17 protein-coding genes and 1 tRNA gene are annotated in these 18,349 nt (G+C 57.0%); 5 read left to right on the top strand and 13 right to left on the bottom strand.

The genetic code is table 11. From position 1 onward, the window contains the following. Positions 1 to 5 precede the first annotated feature (5 nt). The 11 genes from xrtA to HFP51_RS03950 form a co-directional block, all read right to left on the bottom strand. The gene (gene xrtA / locus HFP51_RS04000) at positions 6 to 1,544 is read right to left on the bottom strand and encodes an exosortase A (protein ID WP_176874477.1); all 1,539 of its coding nucleotides are present in this window, start codon (positions 1,542 to 1,544) and stop codon (positions 6 to 8) included. Continuing rightward, positions 1,541 to 2,782: a TIGR03087 family PEP-CTERM/XrtA system glycosyltransferase gene (locus tag HFP51_RS03995; RefSeq protein WP_370462935.1), complete on the bottom strand. Its 1,242-nt coding sequence runs from the start codon at positions 2,780 to 2,782 to the stop codon at positions 1,541 to 1,543. The genes xrtA and HFP51_RS03995 overlap by 4 nt, the downstream gene beginning before the upstream one ends. After that, positions 2,782 to 3,849 carry a FemAB family XrtA/PEP-CTERM system-associated protein gene (locus HFP51_RS03990; protein WP_176874476.1) on the bottom strand — a complete coding sequence of 356 codons (1,068 nt, stop codon included), beginning with the start codon at positions 3,847 to 3,849 and terminating at the stop codon, positions 2,782 to 2,784. The genes HFP51_RS03995 and HFP51_RS03990 overlap by 1 nt, the downstream gene beginning before the upstream one ends. Then, positions 3,846 to 4,691, bottom strand: a complete 846-nt coding sequence (locus tag HFP51_RS03985; protein WP_176874475.1) for an XrtA system polysaccharide deacetylase — start codon at positions 4,689 to 4,691, stop codon at positions 3,846 to 3,848. Before HFP51_RS03985 ends, HFP51_RS03990 begins: the two co-directional genes overlap by 4 nt. A 27-nt stretch (positions 4,692 to 4,718) precedes the next feature. Next, positions 4,719 to 6,098: an XrtA/PEP-CTERM system-associated ATPase gene (locus HFP51_RS03980; RefSeq protein WP_176874474.1), complete on the bottom strand. Its 1,380-nt coding sequence runs from the start codon at positions 6,096 to 6,098 to the stop codon at positions 4,719 to 4,721. Positions 6,099 to 6,130: 32 nt separating this feature from the next. Further along, on the bottom strand, positions 6,131 to 7,762 hold the full coding sequence (locus HFP51_RS03975; RefSeq protein WP_176874473.1) for a hypothetical protein: 1,632 nt from the start codon (positions 7,760 to 7,762) through the stop codon (positions 6,131 to 6,133). A gap of 2 nt (positions 7,763 to 7,764) precedes the next feature. Further along, positions 7,765 to 8,670, bottom strand: coding sequence for a P-loop NTPase (locus HFP51_RS03970; RefSeq protein WP_176874472.1), 906 nt, complete (start codon positions 8,668 to 8,670; stop codon positions 7,765 to 7,767). Between the two features lie 13 nt (positions 8,671 to 8,683). Beyond that, positions 8,684 to 10,222 carry an XrtA system polysaccharide chain length determinant gene (locus HFP51_RS03965; protein ID WP_176874471.1) on the bottom strand — a complete coding sequence of 513 codons (1,539 nt, stop codon included), beginning with the start codon at positions 10,220 to 10,222 and terminating at the stop codon, positions 8,684 to 8,686. A gap of 46 nt (positions 10,223 to 10,268) precedes the next feature. Further along, entirely contained in the window at positions 10,269 to 10,907 is a 639-nt protein-coding gene (locus HFP51_RS03960; RefSeq protein ID WP_176874470.1) for an XrtA/PEP-CTERM system exopolysaccharide export protein, read from the bottom strand. Positions 10,908 to 11,018: 111 nt separating this feature from the next. Next, positions 11,019 to 12,266, bottom strand: a complete 1,248-nt coding sequence (locus HFP51_RS03955; protein ID WP_176874469.1) for a pyridoxal-dependent decarboxylase, exosortase A system-associated — start codon at positions 12,264 to 12,266, stop codon at positions 11,019 to 11,021. Continuing rightward, positions 12,263 to 13,771: an acyl-CoA ligase (AMP-forming), exosortase A system-associated gene (locus tag HFP51_RS03950; protein ID WP_176874468.1), complete on the bottom strand. Its 1,509-nt coding sequence runs from the start codon at positions 13,769 to 13,771 to the stop codon at positions 12,263 to 12,265. Before HFP51_RS03950 ends, HFP51_RS03955 begins: the two co-directional genes overlap by 4 nt. A gap of 59 nt (positions 13,772 to 13,830) precedes the next feature. Here HFP51_RS03950 and HFP51_RS03945 point away from each other — a divergent pair, with 59 nt between their 5' ends. The 4 genes from HFP51_RS03945 to HFP51_RS03930 are packed head-to-tail and all read left to right on the top strand — an operon-like array spanning position 13,831 to position 16,644. Beyond that, the gene (locus tag HFP51_RS03945; RefSeq protein WP_176874467.1) at positions 13,831 to 14,832 is read left to right on the top strand and encodes a GNAT family N-acetyltransferase; all 1,002 of its coding nucleotides are present in this window, start codon (positions 13,831 to 13,833) and stop codon (positions 14,830 to 14,832) included. 32 nt (positions 14,833 to 14,864) lie between these two features. Continuing rightward, a complete protein-coding gene (locus HFP51_RS03940) occupies positions 14,865 to 15,137 on the top strand; it encodes a phosphopantetheine-binding protein (RefSeq protein WP_176874466.1) in 273 nt (90 codons plus the stop codon). A 56-nt stretch (positions 15,138 to 15,193) separates the two neighbouring features. After that, positions 15,194 to 15,829 (top strand): hypothetical protein, encoded by a 636-nt coding sequence (locus HFP51_RS03935; RefSeq protein WP_176874465.1) that lies wholly within the window; start codon positions 15,194 to 15,196, stop codon positions 15,827 to 15,829. Next, the gene (locus HFP51_RS03930; protein WP_176874464.1) at positions 15,826 to 16,644 is read left to right on the top strand and encodes a hydrolase 1, exosortase A system-associated; all 819 of its coding nucleotides are present in this window, start codon (positions 15,826 to 15,828) and stop codon (positions 16,642 to 16,644) included. The genes HFP51_RS03935 and HFP51_RS03930 overlap by 4 nt, the downstream gene beginning before the upstream one ends. Here HFP51_RS03930 and trxB read toward each other — a convergent pair. Together trxB and HFP51_RS03920 are read right to left on the bottom strand one after the other, a co-directional pair. Next, a complete protein-coding gene (trxB, locus tag HFP51_RS03925; protein WP_176876526.1) occupies positions 16,641 to 17,585 on the bottom strand; it encodes a thioredoxin-disulfide reductase in 945 nt (314 codons plus the stop codon). The two genes, HFP51_RS03930 and trxB, sit on opposite strands and share 4 nt — an antisense overlap. Positions 17,586 to 17,710: 125 nt before the next feature. After that, a tRNA-Met gene (locus tag HFP51_RS03920) sits at positions 17,711 to 17,787 on the bottom strand. 147 nt (positions 17,788 to 17,934) lie between these two features. On the opposite strand from HFP51_RS03920, the gene HFP51_RS03915 reads away from it, so the two are divergent. Continuing rightward, the gene (locus HFP51_RS03915) at positions 17,935 to 18,348 is read left to right on the top strand and encodes a DUF3775 domain-containing protein (protein ID WP_176874463.1); all 414 of its coding nucleotides are present in this window, start codon (positions 17,935 to 17,937) and stop codon (positions 18,346 to 18,348) included. The last annotated feature ends 1 nt before the right edge of the window (position 18,349 follow it).

Below are 18,349 nucleotides of genomic sequence, written 5' to 3'. Positions count from 1 at the left end.
GCGGTTCAGTCGGCCAAGCCGATCACGCGGTCAACCAGGTGATCCACGCCTCCGCTATCCGCGACAAATGCCTCGACAGCGGCGCGAGCGTCATTGTCTTCTGAAGAAATGACTATGCCCTGAGCGCTCCGGTCGGTCCCAAACAGGCGCGCGCGCAAAGTTGCGAGTTTTGCATCGACACTGTTTCCTGTGAGCGCACCGCCAACCATCACATATTGGAAAACCTCACGCGACACGGGTCCAGGTGCCATGATCCGGTATGCTGTGCCGCCTTCCGGAGCCTGACTGTCTTCGACCCAGGACCATTCGGTTTCCAGCGGCATTCCCCCCTGGCCAATACCAACCGGTTCAAAGCCTTCCCGGGGATCGGCATAGTAAGCGATGGCCAGATCAACAATTTGCCCCTGCGCGTTGCGATATCGTCCCGCAACTATCCGGTCGGCTCCAACATAGGTTGCCTGCCATTCGCGACGCATGGGAGCGGTATCGATGGACCAGCCATTTACCGTAGGGAGCGCAAATTGCTCCGGCATGGCGGTTTGTGCTGGCGATGCCATGGACAGCCAAAGCACCGGTGCGGCGGCAACCGCAATAATCCCGATCGCGAATGCCGAACGGCGCGTGGGGCTATCAGCGCTATAGGCCCGTGCGGTCTGCAGGTCGGCGGGGTCAAAAGCTGGATCATCAATCTCGCGATCGAAGAATTTCCACGCCATTGCAAATATCATGGCGATGACAATGGCGAAGAAGAACCAGCCATAGACGATATGATCGAAGCTTTCGGCAAACTCGATTCCCGTTGCATCAGCAATATAGATTGTGCCGAACGCGCGAATGCCGTTCGCAATGATCGGCACGACAAAGCATATGGCCATGAACAGGCTCCGCCGTATCCAGCTCTTGAAGCAGAGATTTGCCGCAAGCGCACCCAGCGCCAGCATCGCGATCAGGAATTTCACGCCGGAACAGGCCTCGGCGACTTCAAAAAAGCCGGACGGGGTAGTGATGAACACGCCTTCCATATGCGCTGGCAACCCGAACAAACCTAACAAAGCCATGCACAAATCTGCCGTGACCATCTGGAGAGCCGGAATGAACTCCTCTCCAAATGGTACAAGGAACAGCGCATAACCGAGTGGAAACAGGATACCGCGCGTGACGGTGATCCCGAGGATAGTCACCACGCTGCCCTGCATCATGACAATGATGCCGAGATGGCGGGCTAGCGTTACGCCGGCAGCTTCGCCAACAAACCAACTCGCCGCGCCCAGGCCCACTGGAACAAGCCCCCAAAGCGATGCCTGCGGCGTCAATTGCGCCAGCTCGGTCCGCCGGTTCCAGATCAGCCAACCGATAATCGGTACGATCAAGAGACAATGGTTGAAGGTCGGGCTGTTTACCCAGACAGTCGCCATGCTGAGAACGTCGCTTCGGAACAAGACCAGTAACGCAAATAATGCGGCGCCGAGCAGGATTAAACTGATCCGCCATTGGGCAGACCATGTCGTATCGCCGGGCCGTTCAAGAGCGCTCGATGCTGTCATACAGAAACCGTTTCCGCGGTCCTGGGTTCGTCTTTGGCAGCATCCCGTCCGATGAGACCGGCAAGCGGTGCAAGCGTTCGATCCCAGCGATAGCGTTCCAGCATGCGATTTCTTGCCGCGCGTCCCATGGCATCTGCATCAGAGACATTGTTGAGGACTTGCACCACCAGTTCCGCCTCTTGCGCAGGAGTATCGGCGACCAGCAGATCGCGCTGCGGGACCGCGTCAATCCCCTCAAAGGCAAGGCGTGAGGCGACCACAGGCCGCGCCATCGCCATCGCTTCCAGCACCTTGTTCTGAATACCTCTGGCTATGCGAAGCGGCGCAACTACTACGTCTGCTGCGGCCACCCAGCTACGGATTTCATCGACGGCGCCGGTGACCGTCACGCCTTCAAAGCGATCCAGCGCCTCAACTTCGGGGGCCGGATTGCGGCCAACAATGGCGAATTGCACATGCGGATGATGTGCGTGAATTGTCGGCATTACCTCAGTGGCAAAACTAACCACTGCATCGATGTTCGGACGATAATCCATCTGGCCTGTGAAGATCACAAGCGGTCCGATAGCCGTGCTCAGTTTTGGAAAATCTGCGACTGGATCGAAAAAGTCGCAGTCGATTCCATTTTCAAGCGATTGGACCTTGTGGTCATCAAGCAGGGTTGCGGATCGAAAAAGGCGAGCCTCCGCGTCCGTCACGAAAAGGCTATGGTCGGCGCGTTTTGCCGTTGCCTCCTCAAATGCTGCCAATCGGCGTGCTTCGCGCGCATGCACGTAGCGCATCACTGGATTGCCGCTTTTGGCATAAGAGGCGAATTTCGCAGAATCGACGTCACCAAAATCCATGATGAAACGCGTTTCAGGCCCGAGGTCAGGAACGAACTGCGCCATCTGACCCGAAAACACGAACACCGTGTCGATGGATTTCGATTGGATCGCCTGGTCAACAAAGGACCGGATGCCCTGGCTATCAAACAGCGTCAGAGAGATTGGCTTGCCTGTTAGCAGCGCACGAGCTGCCCCCACCGGCTTTGACACGCTGCGTTTTTCGATGTGCAAGGAGCCAACCATCCCTCGCAACGCCTCGGCATGGGCAAGGTCCTCATCATCATCGGCAAAGGTCGCGACATGCACCGTCCCAAGCACACACAGCCGTTTCAGGATGTTGAACGAACGGATCTTGTCTCCACGGTTGGGCGGATACGGAATGCGATGCGCAAGAAAGAGGATATCACCCATTATCCGAGGCCTTTGGCGATCCAGGGACCGACCCTGTTAGCGATCGGCAAGGGTAGTTTCTTCCAAAGCGCCACCTGCAGCCGATATTTCGGGCTGTTCGGATTCATTTCCCGTGGTGCCATGCCATCGACTAGTCGACTGGCATAGACCATCGGCTCTGGTTCAAAGCCCCAATTCTTCTTCCATTTGTAGGGCCCCGTATTCCTCTTGGAACGACCGAAATCAAAGACTGTGCAACCTCGCTCTCGCGCATGGTTCATCATAGTGATGTACAGGAAATCATTAGCTCTGAGAGCTCTCGCCTGCATCGTGCCGCCACCCCAATAGACCATGGCGCGCCCTTCGAAATAGAGCGTCAGAACCGCACTGATGGGTTGGCCATCGTGATGGACGACCATGATATCGGCATCATCACCGAAATTGTCGAGTACGGCGTCAAACATGGATCGCGGGAATACCGGTGTACCCAGGTTTCGGACGCTGGTTGCGTAGATCGCGTAATGCTGGTCGCGCTCGGCACGTCCATTGCCTACCGAATAGCTGAGATCATTTTTGAAGCTTTTTCGGATTTCAGCACGGTGTTTGCGATTCACCGAGAGAAGATCGGCTTCCGCATCTTCGGCAAGTTCGCGAGAGAAATTGGCATAAAGGCCTGATCGCGCGTCCCAGCCTTCGGGCACCGGCCCACCGCGAAGTTCAACTTCTGGGCAGCTCAATCGTTCCGCTAATGCCCAGCTGTTGTTCGCCAGATCAGAGATCACCGCCGGATCATCTGCCAGGATTCCACCCCCGACTGCAAATCCGCTCGAGACCAACGCGCGACCCACAAGCGGAGAATGCACCACATTCGCTGGGAGAACTCCAACGATCGCATTGCCGCGTTCCGCGACCAGCATGTGCGCGGTTTGGCCACATCCAGTTTCCATGGCCGTGATCCATTGCGGAAGATGAAACGGGGTTGCGCCGTCGGTGGCCCGAACAAATGACACAATCCGCGCGCATTCGCCCGGATCACTCAGGTCCGCCAGTCGCACACGCGCGCTTAACTGTGACGCAGGCGCATTCATTGGCTCAGCTCCCGCTGCATCTCGACGACCCTGTCGACCCGGCCCCATTGAAAGTCGCCCAGCAGGCGCTCGAGTTTGCCTTCCATCGCCGACAATCGGCTGTAGTGACGAACCTTTGACCGCAGGGGAGCATTCTCAACTCGTGGCTGTTCCGGGTCGATCTCCCACGGGTGGAAATAGAAGATTGCCGGACGTTGGTTTTCACCGTTCACTTGGCCGATAGCCCAGCGAGAAAATCGATAGGGAAGCAGGCGAAAAAACCCACCTCCGCCAGCGGCAATTGTACGACCTCCAAGGCGCGCCGTGGTTACCGGCACTTCAAGAAAATCATCATCTTTGAGCGGATTGAAGGCGAATCGCGGTGCCTCGGGCCAGCCATAATGATCATGGATGACTGGCGCTACGCTCGAAGAATAGTGATAGCCCTCATCGGCAAGAATTTGATGTGCCCAAGGGGTGCGTGCATCGATCGAGAAACTCGGCGCGCGATAGCCGCTCAGTTTTTGGCCTGACGCGTCTTCGAGCACTTTTTGCGCTTTACGGAGATCCGCGCGAAATTCCTCGGGTTGCAGGGTGAATACGCGTTGATGATCCCAACCATGGCTTGCAATCTCATGACCAGCATCAGCAATGCGGCGGATTAAACTGGGGTAGCGCTTTGCGACCCAGCCCAGTGTGAAGAACGTACCTTTGACCCCTGCCCGCTCAAAAAGATCGAGTACCGCAATGCTGTTATCTTCTACGCGATGGGCAAGATCGTCCCAATCATCGCGCGCGATGACGGATTCAAACGCGCCGACCTGGAACCAGTCTTCGATATCGACCGAAAGCGCATTCAGCATGGTCGGGCATTTCCTCCTCGCCTCGTATTAGGCGGCGTCGCCGCGCACGACATCAAAATTCGGCTGCGGCGTATCTTCCTCGACCCATTGGACGAGCAAGTTCAATACACGGCGCAATGCCGCATCCTGTTCATCAATCCGTGCCTCCAGGGCTGCAATACGCTGGTCATGAGCTGGTTCTGGATCTGAAACGATGACGGGCTCGAACGCTGGCTCGTCGGTTGCTTCTGACTCTTCCCATGCATCGGCATGGTTGATTTCACCAGTTTCCTCGACCGCGACCAGATCATCACTTGCTGGATCAGCGACAAGAGGTTCAGGCAGATCGAAAGCGACATCTTCATCATCGTCCAAGCGATCGTCCGCATCGGCATTTTCTAGCGGTGGCAGATCACCCTGTTCGTCGCTGGTGTGACCAGTGTCGATGCTAGCGAGCGACGCAAAGACATCATCATGCTGCTCAACCGGATCTAAATCTGGCGCTGCGACCGGCACCGCCTCAATCGACTCCAGCTCTTCGGACACATCGACTTCAGCGTGCTCCGTCACTGTTTCGAGTGCAGCATCATCGACCATTGGCTTGGCTCGACCCGGCTCTTCTTCGGCAAGATCTGCGAGAACCGCATTTACGGCATCGCCAGTGATCATATCGAGATCTTCGACAGCACCGAACAGGAGTACCCGCGCCATGAGCGTATTCAGTCGACGAGGCACGCCATCAGTAGCAGCATAGAGTGCGTTATAGGCGTCTGCACCAAAATGCGGACGACCATCCCAACCGGCGACCGTTAGGCGATGCGTGATATAGGGCTCGATTTCATTGGCCTGCATCGGATCAAGATGATGGGTGGCAATGACGCGCTGGCGCAGCTGTTCGAGATTGGGTGCCGTGCGCACGCGATCGCGAAACTCAGGCTGGCCGAGCAGGAATATCTGCAGCAATGCGCGGCCTGCAGCCTGGAAATTTGACAGCATGCGCAATTCTTCGAGCGCCGATACCGGCAGATTTTGCGCTTCATCAACGACCAGCAAGGTGCGTTTGCCTTCGCGGGCCTGGCCATGAAGGAAACGCTCAATGCGATCGAGCAGTTCTGCCTTCGCCAAACCATGCGATTCCATGCCCAGTTGTTGGGCGACAAGGCGCAGCATGTCTTCGCCTTCGACCTGGGTTGAGACGATCTGTACCGCTGTCAGGCGTGACGTATCGATTGTCGCCATCAGATGGCCGACCAGCGTCGTCTTGCCAGCGCCGATATCGCCAGTGATGACGATAAAGCCCTCACCCTGGGCAAGCCCGTAACCGAGATAGGCCATGGCTTTCTTGTGGGTCTCACTCTCGAACCAGAAACGCGGATCCGGAGTCAATTGGAACGGATTTCCGGTCAGGCCATAATGTTCACTGTACATAATTTTTCCCCAAAACGCGTTTCCGCGCCCCACTAAAATCCATATCTGAGGCCGAGCAGCATCGATGCCAGCCAATCCGTTTCTTCACCCTCGACATCATTTGCAAAGATGCCGGCAGATGCCTGTGCGCTGAGACCGCGATAGAGGCCGACGCTATAGGTCGCTGAACCGCCCGTGCTGAATACGTCGGATTCGCCCGGAATTCCGGTTTCGAACCAGGTCGCATACAGGTTACCGCTGAGCTGCGAATTGGGCGAAAGTGTGTATCCAAGATTGGCCTGGAGCGCGTATGCCTCGTCCGTGACGCGATCAAGCGAGAATGTCGCATTGTTCGTCGGCGCAAAATAGCGGCGGTTCTGATAGCCGGCACCAACGCCATAGCTCCACGGTCCGCGCCCGCCCGACCAGACAAGACTGCCGCCGCGGCTGCGGAAGTTGGAAGCGTTAAGCGACTGGAAGTTGTTGTCGAAACACCCACCAGCGTCGCCTTCATCGCCGAATGCACAGCCATTGAACTGGCTAAAGCCATTCACGCCGAGCGTGAAATTGGTCGGCAAGCCAGCGAGGGTGTTGGTCGTTCCCCGGCCAAAGCTGCTGATATTGTTGTAAACCGACGCCGTCAGCGCGCTTGATGTGCTCGTTTGATAGGTCAGATAGCCATTGTAGATGGTCGTGTCGTAGCGATGACCAACCCGCGCCGAGAGTTCGAGGCGGCGACTGGGACGCCAAAGGATACCGGCATCGTAGATCACCTCATCCACATCATAGGCGAGGAGCCGTGGCGCGTTCAGATCGCTCTGGAACCGGCCGTTATTGTCGAGAATTGGCTGGCCGTTCGCGTCGACCAAAACGTCGCGCTGGCTGATCTCGATACTTTCGTAACCAACGCCGGCCAGGAGCGCGAGCGTGGGCGTGACCGGAACCGTGATGTCTAACCGGCCATAATAGGCTTCATATTGCTGATCGAGCTGGCTTGCATCTTCCCGTTCCCAACCGCCGGATACGACCCAGCCAAAGGGCAGCATGGCGCCCGGAGCGCTGCCAACGTTCGCATAGGCCTGATGATAGGTGCTGTGGTCGACATAATCGACGGCCGGCTGCGTTGGATCGGTATTCGCAGCGAAATTGTCTTCGACATGGTTATAGGCGATGCGATAACCGGCTGCGATATCCAATGGTCCAGTTCGCGTGCTGTAACTCGGTCCAGCATAAAGCGAGTAAACTTGGGTGCTGTTGTCATTGTCGCCGGTAAGTGACGTCAATGAGTCACCACCAATTTCCGTGCGTGCCCGGGCAGCCAATGCACCGGCTTCCAAGCTCAGTCCGCGCGTAATCGTTGCAGCTGCGCGAACGACACCACTGTGAATGTCATCATCGGCAATATTGTCATCCCAGGAGATGCGGCGCTCGTAACGATAGCTTGCGCCCAAAGCGATCCGATTGGTGACGATCGATGCGTCTACGCCTGCCGCAACGCTGGTATAGGTAACGACATCGTCGCCAAATGCATCATTATCGCTCAAATCAAAGTCGAGCACCTGTTGGACTTCAATATAGGGCGAAATTTCGGTTCGCGCTTCAGCGACACCCGGCACGGCAAGCGCAATGCCGGCGGCAACCGCCGCTAGGCTTGCGAACTGAGCCTTATGAGACAGGAAAGTCATGTCTATTCCCCATATCCGTAGTAATTGCTGAAACGCTTGCCGTTAGGGGTGTAGGTGGCTCCGTTCAGGAGCAGCTGAATATGCTCGCATCCATCGAGCAGACCGAGCGCTTCACGCAGTTCGGCTTCGCTGGTGGCATCAGCTTTGACGACCATCACGGTCTGACCGGCATGCATTGCCAGGACAGATGCCGGTGACGCCGACAGGGCCGGCGGTGAATCGAATACTGCAATCCGGGCGGGGTGCTGCGCCAGCAGCGCCTGCACGACATTGCGGGTTTGCTGCGATGCCAGCAACTCCGTTGCGTCGTCGGTACGGCGGCCGGAACGCAAGATCGACAGATTTGGAATGTCGGTGCGCACAAGGCAGGATTCGATGGATATGGTGGGGTCCGCGATCGCATCGATAAAACCCGGACCATCTTCGAGACCCATGAGTGATGCGATCTCTGGATTGTTCAGGTCCGTATCCGCGAGGACGATATCGAGATCACGTTCACGGGCCATGGAGAGGGCTAGGTTTATCGAACAAAAGGTTTTCCCCTCGTCCGGTTTTGCCGAGCAGACCAGTATCATACGTCCATTATCAATGTGCGGACCGCCTTCCCCTGCGGCGCGCAAAAGGAGCTGGCGCTTAACGATCCGAAACTCTTCGGCAAGCGGGCCCGGACGTTGATCTGGTAAAATAAAGCCAGATTCCGCCAATGCGACACGATCAACCTGAAAGGCCTTGCCATTGTTTTGCGGCGGCGCGGTTCGTGCAATTGGTTCCTGAGCAGTTGTTTGACGCTCTTTGTCAATCACAGGAAATTCGTCTGCTGCACCACGCAATGCGGCGGCAAAGTCGAACTTCTCAGAAGCGCGTTCCAGCAATGAGCCGGAAGAGTGGAAGGAGCTATGCTTGTTCATCGTCTCAATCCCCTCAGACCGTCATGCCGCGTTGAATGAACTCGGCGACCATCAAGATCCCGCACACACCGAAAAGCGCGCCGAATGCTGCGGCAAAGCGCATCAAATTCTGGCGACGAACTTCGGTTTCTGTCGGGTTGAGCACTTCGCTGATCACGCCCAGTACCGGCAGCCCGGTTTCGTTGCCGAGCCGACGCGCCGTCGAATAGGTATTGGTCAGCTGTCCTTTGGCAAATGCAGCACCCAGGCCAACCGCAATTGCGGCGATCAGCACAAAAATGAGAAGCAAAGGCCGGTTAGGAGCTGCCGGTGCCGATGACAGACTTGGCGGATCGACCACACGGAAGGTGTTGCTGTCAGTCTCGGTAACAACGTCACCGCGCAGGCGAACGCTTTCCCGGTCGGCAACCAGTTGGTTATATTGCGTCTGAAGCGCCAGATAGTCGCGATCCAGCTGCTGCTGTTCTGCCAAAGCGCCCGGATTTGTTGTGCGCTGCATTTCAATTTGTTCGAGGCCAGCACGGAGCTGATCTCGCCGCGCCGTCAAAGCGGCCACTTGGGCCTGGCGATCAGCCAACATCGAGCGAAGCGAGGTATAGAGCGGATTGGCGGCCGTACCACCAAAACTGCCACCGCGTTCACCGCGTGCCTGCGCGCGAGCACGGGCGATCTGTCCCTGCATCGCGATCACGTCTGGATGCTGATCCGTCCACCCGCGACCACGGGCATCCGCCAATTGCGCTTGAAGTGCGTTGAGGCGCGCCGTAGCCGGTCCAGCACCGCCGCCACCACCTGCAACGCTCGTGGTAGGAGAAGTGGCACCGAGCTGCGCCTGAACCGTGTTGAGCGAGCTTTGTGCTGCAGCAAGGTCGCCCTCGATACTCCGGATTTCGCCGCGGGCTTGGTTCATACGCGCTGTCAGCGTGCCGGTGCCCGGCAGCATTCCGCTAAACTGGGTTTCGAAGTTTGCGCGCCGTTCTTCCATTTCCTGGAGCACACGCTCACGTTCGGCGATCTGACGATCGAGAAATTCAACGGATTGCGTTGCTTCAGCCCGGGTTCCAGCAAGGTTTTCCTCGATGAAGACATCGATCAACTTCTGGTTGATCTGCTGGGCAAGCGCCGGACTGTCCCAGCTTGCAGATATCTCGAACATATTGCCCGGCTGTCCGAAACTATTGGGATCCTGCTGCGCAGCAACAGTGACATTCTCACGGAGGCGGTTGGCCAGGGCCCGGACCTCGGCATCAGAACTCGTCTGCTGCACGAGATCGGTCTGGCGGACAACAAGCTCGAAATTACCAGTGGACGCCAATGTCTGGCGAATGCGCTCGATATTGGCGCGCTGCTCTCGGTCGGTAACACCCACCTGGTTGGACAGGACGGTTTCCTGATGAACATAGATGCGCGCAGATGATGTATAGCTGTTCGGAATCATTGCGATCACGAGCCAACCGAGCACGGCCACGCCCCAGGCTACCGCCAAGGCTAGCCAGCGCTGTTTCCAGATCGCGTGGAGTGCGATCCTGACTTCTTCGTAGATCTCGTTCATGTGGTGCTCGTCGCCTTTCGCGATGGTGTGGCCGGGGCGCGTTCGATCAAAACATGCTTTCAGGGATAATGATCACATCGCCGGGGCGCAGATCGACATTGGCGCTCGTGTCGCCGCGACGCAGAAGACTGGAAATACGCAGGGCATATTCCTCTTGCTGCCCGCTGACCGGATCATGGCGCACAAGGCGCGCACGGTTGCCGGAAGCAAATTCCGAAAGCCCGCCAACAGCGATCATGGCGTCAAGTAAGGTCATATTGGCGCGATACGGGATCGAGGCAGGCTCTTCGGTGGCACCGATGACCCGAATCCGCTGGGCGTATGTTCCCGAGAATTCGTTGACGATCACCGAAACTCTCGGCTCGGTGATGTACTCGGCAAGCATGACCGAAATATCGTCAGCGAGCATCGCCGGCGTTTTTCCGACAGCGACCATGTCCTGGATCAGTGGCGTGGTGATGCGGCCATCAGGACGCACCTGCACTTCGGCGCCGAGTTCAGGGTTGCGCCAAACGAAGATTGTCAGGGAATCAAGCGGCCCGATAATATATTGTTCGCCAGGTCCTTGTGTCGAACTGACAAATGAAGCGGGCGGCAACTGCTGCCCGGAACCGCCAGCACAACCGCTAAGTGCAACTGCCGAAACACCCAGCCAGAAAGCCATTTTCGAGGAATTGATACGCATCGCTTCGCCCTTTTAGTTCTGGGCCGATGACGTCATTCGCTGCAAACGCACAGGAATTCCGGCCCTTTCTACGATGCGTCATGCACCGGAAAGGGTTAAAATCCTGTTGAGCTAAATGGTTACTTTTCCGCCCTTAACCACTATCTCGGCGGCGTGCGGATGGCTGAGGAAGTTAATGGGGCTTGCGCTTAAACCATAAGCGCCGGATGCAAAGACCGCGACATAGTCACCGATCTCGGCCTGCGGAACGCCAATATCCGCGGCTAAACGGTCTAGTGGTGTGCATAATGGCCCCACAATTGTTGCAGATTCCGTGTGCTCAGCGCCCATTTGTGAGGCAATAGCGACCGGATAATTCCGTTTCATCACCATTCCGAAATTGCCGGATGCGGCCAAGTGATGGTGCATTCCACCGTCTGTAACGAGAAAAAGCTCGTCCTTGCTCAGTTTGCGATCGAGAATTTGTGCAACATAGACTCCTGCTTCACCCACCAGCCAGCGACCAAGTTCAATCATAAACTGGGTATCGGCCAAAATTGGCTTGCGGCCGCTCAGCGCTGTTTCAAGGCGTTTTCCGAGTGATTCGACATCGAGGGGCGTGTCATTGGCGGTGTAAGGAATTCCAAAGCCACCTCCCAAATTCACGGTTTTGGGTGGCTCTCCAATCGCTTGGGCAAGTTCAGCTGCCAGAGCGATACTGGCTTCTTGGCTATTTGCAATCGCATCGACATCCAGAGATTGTGAACCGGAATAGATGTGAAACCCTCGCCAATCTGCGCCTTGAGAGATGATATCTTTCACCAACGCTGGAACCCGATCCTGATCCACACCAAAGGGTTTCGCGCCGCCCCCCATGCTCATCCCAGAGCCTTTTAGCTCAAAATCCGGATTCACCCGCACGGCAAGGCGCGGCGTGATGCCAAGGCGTTGGCCGGCCGCAAGCGCCCGCTTGGCCTCGTTTTCGGACTCCAGATTGAGCGTTGCACCCAGCGAAATGGCCAGTTCCAGCTCCGGATCGCGTTTACCAGGCCCAGCAAAGCTGACATGCGCCATATCAGCACCACAGTCTCTCACCCGCTCAAGTTCGCCGCCCGACGCCATGTCCAACCCGTCAGTGAGCTCCATTAGATGTTGGATTACAGCGGGATGCGGGTTAGCCTTTACCGCATAATGAAGATGAACTTCGCCCGGTATCGCCTTTCGGAAACGTTCAACCTGCGCACTGATGAGATCGAGATCATAGGCATAATAGGGTGTTTGCCCCGCGCTGGACGCCAGCTCTGATACGGATAGCCCGCCGATCGTCAGCTCCCCGTGCTGGTCCGCAAAGGCCATAGGTATCGGTCCAATCGGTTTCATTCGCCCCATTTCCGTTCTATTTCAGTACGATCTAGTTTACCGTTAGGATTACGTGGTAACTTTGATTGCCAGATTATTTCTCTTGGTTGCATGAAATTTGGCAGTTCCGCCTTGAGAAATCGTTTCAAGGCGGCGTCGGCATCGCCGCCCTCCCCCCGCACAACCAGAATTATGGCCTGTCCGAGACGCTCGTCAGCTACGCCAAAGGCGCAAGCTTCTGCCGTTTCTCCGCTTTCGATCGCCGCGTCCTCTAATTCGCTCGGCGATATCCGGTTGCCTGCGCTTTTAATCATCGCATCGTCCCGGCCGACAAATTTGAGATACCCTTCGGCATCCCGGGTAACAGAATCGCCCGACCAGACGGCCATTCCGCCATATTCGGAATATTCTGGTGCTGGCTTGAACCGTAGAGCCGTCCGCTCCGGATCCTGCCAATATCCCAGAGCAACTAGTGGACCAGCATGGACCAATTCCCCAGCCTCACCTGGCGCCGCTTCGTTGCCATCGGTGCCCACAACCATGATTTCGGCAAATGGGATGGCTTTGCCAATGCTTTCCGGCATGCTGTCGATAAGCGCTGGATCCAATGTCGTCGAACGAAATGCTTCGGTTAGGCCGTACATGGAATGAACGGCAGCACCCGTAAATGTCCTGCGCATTGCCTCCACAAGCGGTACCGGCATCTTGCCGCCGCTATTGGTCAATATTCTCAGTTTTTCAGCGGTTTCCGGCGACCACTCGATCTCGGTTAGCTGCACCCATAGTGGCGGAACTCCGGCCAATATTGTGACGTTATGACGTCCAACCGCCTTTGCGACGTCACGGGGCATGAGATAATCGAAGGGTATCACTGATGCGCCGGCATGCCAGCTAGAGAATAGCTGATTTTGGCCATAGTCAAAGCTCAATGGCAGCACGCACAGGTTCCGATCGCTTCGCGTGACGCCCAGATAATGGGCGACACTCACCGCTCCCAGCCACATATTGGCATGGCTCAGCATCACGCCTTTCGGGCGACCAGTCGAACCAGATGTGTAGAGAATGGCGGCAAGACTGTCGGGATCGGCGCTTGATGGTGCCATTGCCCCACCAGACATGCTCACCTCATCCTCCTCGATCGCGACGCATTTTTCCGCCAGATCCCCTTTTTCCAGCGATTTCAGACGTGCTTTGCCCGCAATCAGCAGCTTAGCGCCGCTGTCAGCCAAGATATGCGCCACCTGCGCACGCTTAAGCAGTGGATTGACCGGTACGTGGACAAGACCGGCTCGCGCTGTTGCAAGTGGCATCAGACAGGCCAGGCGGGTTTTGTTGAGCCAAGACGCCACGCGGTCACCGCTTTCAAGGCCCTGTGACGCCAACCAGCTGGCAACGGCCCCTATGGCGCGTTCCAAGCCCGCAAAATCGAGCTCGCCATGCTTGTCGACAAGCGCCAGATCATTCATTTCGCCACATAATGGCAGATGATCGATTGGCCTTGGGTCGGGATTTAAGGCTTTCGTCATGGCTTCCGATTACATGATGGCGTCACGGGCCGCATCGCGGCTGCCACCGGGATAGCGTCATGACCGTTAACGTAAAGCTATTCGATAGCCTGGCCGATGTAGCGGCCGATGCCGGTGATGCGCTCGACCGGGCCAATCAGCCATGTCTATTCCAACGATTTGAATGGTTTGCCGCGACCGCCGAACATTGTTCGGAAGGACACACACCGATCATTGCCCGGGCCCGTGATGGCGATGCGGCTGCATGGCTGTTTCTCTTCAAGACGGGTCGGCGTCACGCCGAAGCCCTGACCAGCTGGTACAGCCTCGCATATGACATCGTCCGTCATGGTGAAAATGACGCTTTGACAGCGGAGTTAGCAGCTTCGCTTGCCGACATGGCGTCATTATCCCTTGGCCCGATTGCAGACCCCGAACGCATTGAGCGGGCCTTTCGGTCAAATGGCTGGAAAGTCTATCGATCAATCGCAACCCAGAAATGGGAGTTGGCCACGCCGCCAAGCTTTGACGACTATTGGGCCGCCCGCCCCGGTAAGTTGCGAAGCACCGTGAAACGCAAAGGCAAGAAGGCCAATCTCGATATCAAGATCCATCGGTCCTTTGATGACCAGGCCTGGCAGGATTATCGCGAGATCTACGCCCATAGCTGGAAGCCGGAAGAAGGCAGCTGGGATTTCATGAAAGCCTTTGCTGAACGCGAGGGCAATGCAGGAACGCTGCGCCTTGGCGTTGCCTATCAGGATGGGCAAGCGGTTGCTGCTCAGCTTTGGACCGTCGAGAATGGCCGGGCGACCATCCACAAGCTGGCCTATCGCGAAGATGCAAAGTCTTTTTCACCCGGCTCGATCCTTGGCGCGGCGATGTTCCGCGAGATAATTGAGCAGGATCACCCCAAAATCATCGACTATGGAACCGGGGATCAACCCTATAAGGCCGATTGGATGGATGGCCGGCAGCCGCTCTACACACTCACATTATACAATCCGCGCCGGCCGGAGGCTTGGTTGCCATTAGCAAAGCAATGGATTTCGGGACTTGTCCGCCGCGCGCCAAGCGATTAGGCGGGCGCATCCGGGTTTGCAGGGGAATTTTCATGGCATCTGATGCTGCCGAGAAAGTTGAAGAAACGGTTCGTGCCGTGCTGGTCGATATATTGGCTCTCGACGAAGCCGATGTTGCCGAATTTAACGGTGAAACCGAGCTGTTTGGCGCGATACCCGAGCTCGACTCGATGGCCGTCGCCGGCTTGCTGACCGAGATCGAAGATCGCCTTGGCATCTGGATCGAAGATGACGAATTCGAAGCAGAGATGCTCGAAACCTTTGGCAACTTGCTGCGCTTTACCCAGGAAAAGGCCCTGCAGTGAGCGCCGCTGCCCCGCGATTTTGGCGCTATGAATCGCGCGGTACATCCCATCCCATAATGAGCTTTGGGGATTCGAGCAGCACGCAATTGCTGATCGTTCCGCCGCTGCTCGAAGAACTGAACCGCACCCGCAAACTGATTTCGGATACGATGCGCGCCCTGGCCGCGGTCGGCATTACAACGCATCTACCAGATCTTCCGGCAACGGGTGAAAGCGAAGTAGAACTCACTAACATTGCGTGGGATGACTGGCGACAGGCTGTGGCGGACGCGGCTGCTGTCACCACTGCCACGACTGTATTGGCAATCCGGGGTGGATGCCTGATTGATGATGGCATTGAAGGCGCATCTCATATGCGCTTTTCGCCGGTGGACGGAAAACGGCTTGTTCGAGATCTCATCCGATCTCGCAGCCTTACTGATGCTGCATTCGATAGCGCCGCACAGGCGGCGGTTTTCACGGACGGCCCGACAATCATCGGCGGATATCCTGTCTCGGCCGATCTGGCCTGTGCGATTCGTGATGCAGAGCCACAGCCGATCGAGCGTGTGAGTACCATTCGCCTCGAGAAGGAACATGGTGATAGCGATGCGGTGATTGTCGGCCCGCCACTCTGGCGTAGGGCGGAGCCGACCGGGTCACCAGAGCTCACCGACACGCTGGTCGCGCACATAGTGGAGTGGCTCGGATGACCCGCTCTCAATTCGCCTTTGAATGCGCCGATGACATATTGGCCGGATCGCTGGATCAGGCGGATTCATCGCTTGGCGTGGTGATTGTCACCGGTGGCGGTCAAACCCGTTTCGGTGCGCATCGCGGATTTGCGCAACTTGCAAGCGGCCTAGCAGCGGCCGGATATCCCGTAATGCGCTACGATCGCCGTGGCGTTGGCGACAGTTCAGGCGAAGATCCAGGTTTCGAAGAGAGTGCGCCCGACCTTGCCGCCGCGATTTCGGCATTTCGCGAGCATGCGCCATCAGTGCAGACAATCGTCGGTTTCGGATTGTGCGATGGCGCCACGACATTGTGCCTTCATCACGAACAATGCGGCGTAGACGCCATGATCTTCGCGAACCCATGGGTTGTCGAAGCTGCAGCCAACGAGCCACCGCCGGCTGCGATCAAGAGCCATTATCGCGATCAATTGCTGAGCCTTGATGGGTGGAAGCGTTTGCTGACCGGCGGCGTAAACTATCGCAAGGCGCTCTCCGGCCTGCTCAAGATCAGCAAGCCGCGTGAGAGCACTGGCAGTCTCGCCGAGCGCGTCGCGCAGGCAATGGCAGCATCGGATGCACCTGCGCATATCGTTCTCGCAAAGGATGACGCGACTGCGATCGGTTTTGCCGATGAATGGCGCAACGGTGCGCTGGCTGAACAGGCCAAGCAATCCCGCTTCTCAAGCGAAACGATTGATACGGACGCCCATAGCTTTGCCTGGGACGGTGATTTCGATCAGTTGCTGCAAAGCTGCTTAACAGCACTGCACGGGTTTGAGGCGCAGGCCTAGGCCGTTTCCAGTTCCGACTCGAATTCCGTCTCAGCCAGGAACTTCTCGGCATCGAGCGCGGCCATGCAGCCGGTGCCAGCAGCCGTGACCGCCTGACGATAAATCTTGTCCATCACATCGCCGCACGCGAATACTCCCGGCACGCTGGTTCGCGTGCTGCCAGGCTCAACCTTGATATAGTTATCCTCATCCAGCTCGAGATGGCCCTTAAACAGAGCCGTCGCCGGATCATGGCCGATGGCAATAAAGCCGCCTTCTGCTGGAATCTGAGTGATTTCGTCGGTCTTGGTGTCCTTGAGGTCAATGGCGACCAGCCCTTCCGGATCGCCGCCACCCACAAATTTATCCACAGTCTTATCCCAAAGCACGGTGATGTTGGGATGCGCAAATAACCGATCTTGCAGGACTTTTTCGGCGCGCAATTCGTCACGACGGTGGATCAGGGTCACATCATCGCTGTGATTGGTGAGATATAGCGCTTCCTCGACGGCCGTGTTGCCACCGCCGACTACGGCAATCTTCTTGCCGCGGAAAAAGAAGCCATCGCATGTCGCGCAGGCCGAAAGGCCCTTGCCGCGTAACAGAGTTTCGCTTTCCAGGCCCAACCACCGGGCCTGAGCACCAGTCGCTATGACCAGCACATCACCGAGATATTCATCCCCGCCATCGCCAGTCATACGGAACGGGCGCTTGGTGAGGTCGACATCGACAATGCTGTCCCAAACCATCTTCGCGCCGCAGTTTTCTGCCTGTTTCTGCATCTGTTCCATGAGCCAAGGGCCCTGGATCACATCGGCAAAGCCGGGATAATTCTCAACTTCCGTCGTCGTCGTCAGCTGTCCGCCAGGCTCGATGCCCTGGACAACAATCGGGTCCATGCCAGCGCGTGCGGCATAGATGGCGGCGGACAAGCCCGCAGGCCCGGATCCGAGGATAAGCATTTTCGTGCGATGGGTTTCGGCCATGTCTTTTCCAATTCTATTTGCAAGCACGAGATAGGTGCCCTGCCTTCCTCTGCGCAAGCGCGCAATATGAAGGCATTGCTTGGCCGGGGAAAAGAGAAATTTGGTAGCGGAGGAGGGATTTGAACCCCCGACACATGGATTATGATTCCACTGCTCTAACCAACTGAGCTACTCCGCCCTGATGCACTAAGGCGAGCGCCACAAACGGGCGTTGGGGGCCTATAGGCAGCGGGCCTTTTCCGGTCAACCGATTTGGCGTCGCGCGGGAAGCGCGATACAGTTTCTCTGTTGGTACAGCGAAGCCGCTGAATAGTGGAGGTCGATAATGGAACTCGAAACCCCGATCGATATGATCTGTCGGATTATCGTGCGCGCCCGGGAATGGGACGCGCAGGTGCCTTCAAACGAGCCTGATGAGGTCGATGAAGATGGGCCCGTTTCTACCGATGACGAATATGACGTGATGATCGACGAGAAGAACGACTCGGTTGAAGCGGAAATCGAGGCGGCGCTCGATGATCTGGCCGAGGACCAACGCGCGGAGATCCTGGCGCTCGCCTGGATCGGCAATGGCACATTCGACATCAGTGACTGGGACGAGGCGATGTCCGAGGCAGCGGATCCCGATAGCGATCCAATCCTGGAGCAGTTGATGGATATGCCGATGCTCGCCGCATATCTGGACGCTGGCCTCGAAGCCTTTGATCTCAGTTGCGATGGAATCGGCCAGATCGATTGAG

Source organism: Parasphingopyxis sp. CP4 (genome assembly GCF_013378055.1).
Lineage (GTDB): Bacteria > Pseudomonadota > Alphaproteobacteria > Sphingomonadales > Sphingomonadaceae > Parasphingopyxis.
The sequence above is the reverse complement of the archived record's forward strand: the minus strand, read 5'-3'. Positions and strand labels throughout refer to the sequence as shown.